The 1325-nt window shown below is 56.7% G+C and carries 1 rRNA gene; it reads right to left on the bottom strand.

The annotated features are described in order from the left end of the window. Window positions 1-1325, bottom strand: a 23S ribosomal RNA gene (locus ACIBI4_RS34505); the annotation flags it as partial.

The raw sequence follows: 1325 nt of genomic DNA, 5'->3' as shown, positions 1-1325 counted from the left end.
ACTAACCGGTCCCCTTAACGTTCCAGCACCGGGCAGGCGTCAGTCCGTATACATCGCCTTACGGCTTCGCACGGACCTGTGTTTTTAGTAAACAGTCGCTTCTCGCTGGTCTCTGCGGCCACCCCCAGCTCATGGAGTAAATCCAGTCACCAGGAATGGCCCCCCTTCTCCCGAAGTTACGGGGGCATTTTGCCGAGTTCCTTAACCATAGTTCACCCGAACGCCTCGGTATTCTCTACCTGACCACCTGAGTCGGTTTAGGGTACGGGCCGCCATGAAACTCGCTAGAGGCTTTTCTCGACAGCATAGGATCATCCACTTCACCACAATCGGCTCGGCATCAGGTCTCAGCCTTAATGTGTGACGGATTTGCCTATCACACGGCCTACACCCTTACCCCGGGACTACCACCGCCCGGGCTGGACTACCTTCCTGCGTCACCCCATCGCTTACCTACTACAGATCTGGTTCGCCGGCTCCACCACTTTCCTTTCCCCGAAGGGTCCGGAACGGCTTCACGGGCTTAGCATCGTCTGATTCGATATTGGGCGTTTCAAAGCGGGTACCGGAATATCAACCGGTTGTCCATCGACTACGCCTGTCGGCCTCGCCTTAGGTCCCGACTTACCCTGGGCAGATCAGCTTGACCCAGGAACCCTTAGTCAATCGGCGCACACGTTTCTCACGTGTGTATCGCTACTCATGCCTGCATTCTCACTCGTGAACCGTCCACAACTCGCTTCCGCGGCTGCTTCACCCGGCACACGACGCTCCCCTACCCATCCCAGCCCCCGTTGGGGGTATGTGCTGGAATGACACGACTTCGGCGGTACGCTTGAGCCCCGCTACATTGTCGGCGCGGAATCACTAGACCAGTGAGCTATTACGCACTCTTTCAAGGGTGGCTGCTTCTAAGCCAACCTCCTGGTTGTCTCTGCGACTCCACATCCTTTCCCACTTAGCGTACGCTTAGGGGCCTTAGTCGATGTTCTGGGCTGTTTCCCTCTCGACCATGGAGCTTATCCCCCACAGTCTCACTGCCGTGCTCTCACTTACCGGCATTCGGAGTTTGGCTAAGGTCAGTAACCCGGTAGGGCCCATCGCCTATCCAGTGCTCTACCTCCGGCAAGAAACACACGACGCTGCACCTAAATGCATTTCGGGGAGAACCAGCTATCACGGAGTTTGATTGGCCTTTCACCCCTAACCACAGGTCATCCCCCAAGTTTTCAACCTTGGTGGGTTCGGTCCTCCACGACCTCTTACAGCCGCTTCAACCTGCCCATGGCTAGATCACTCCGCTTCGGGTCTAGAGCGTGCAACTA

This window comes from Streptomyces sp. NPDC050418 (assembly GCF_044458745.1).
GTDB lineage: Bacteria > Actinomycetota > Actinomycetes > Streptomycetales > Streptomycetaceae > Streptomyces.
The sequence above is the reverse complement of the archived record's forward strand: the minus strand, read 5'-3'. Positions and strand labels throughout refer to the sequence as shown.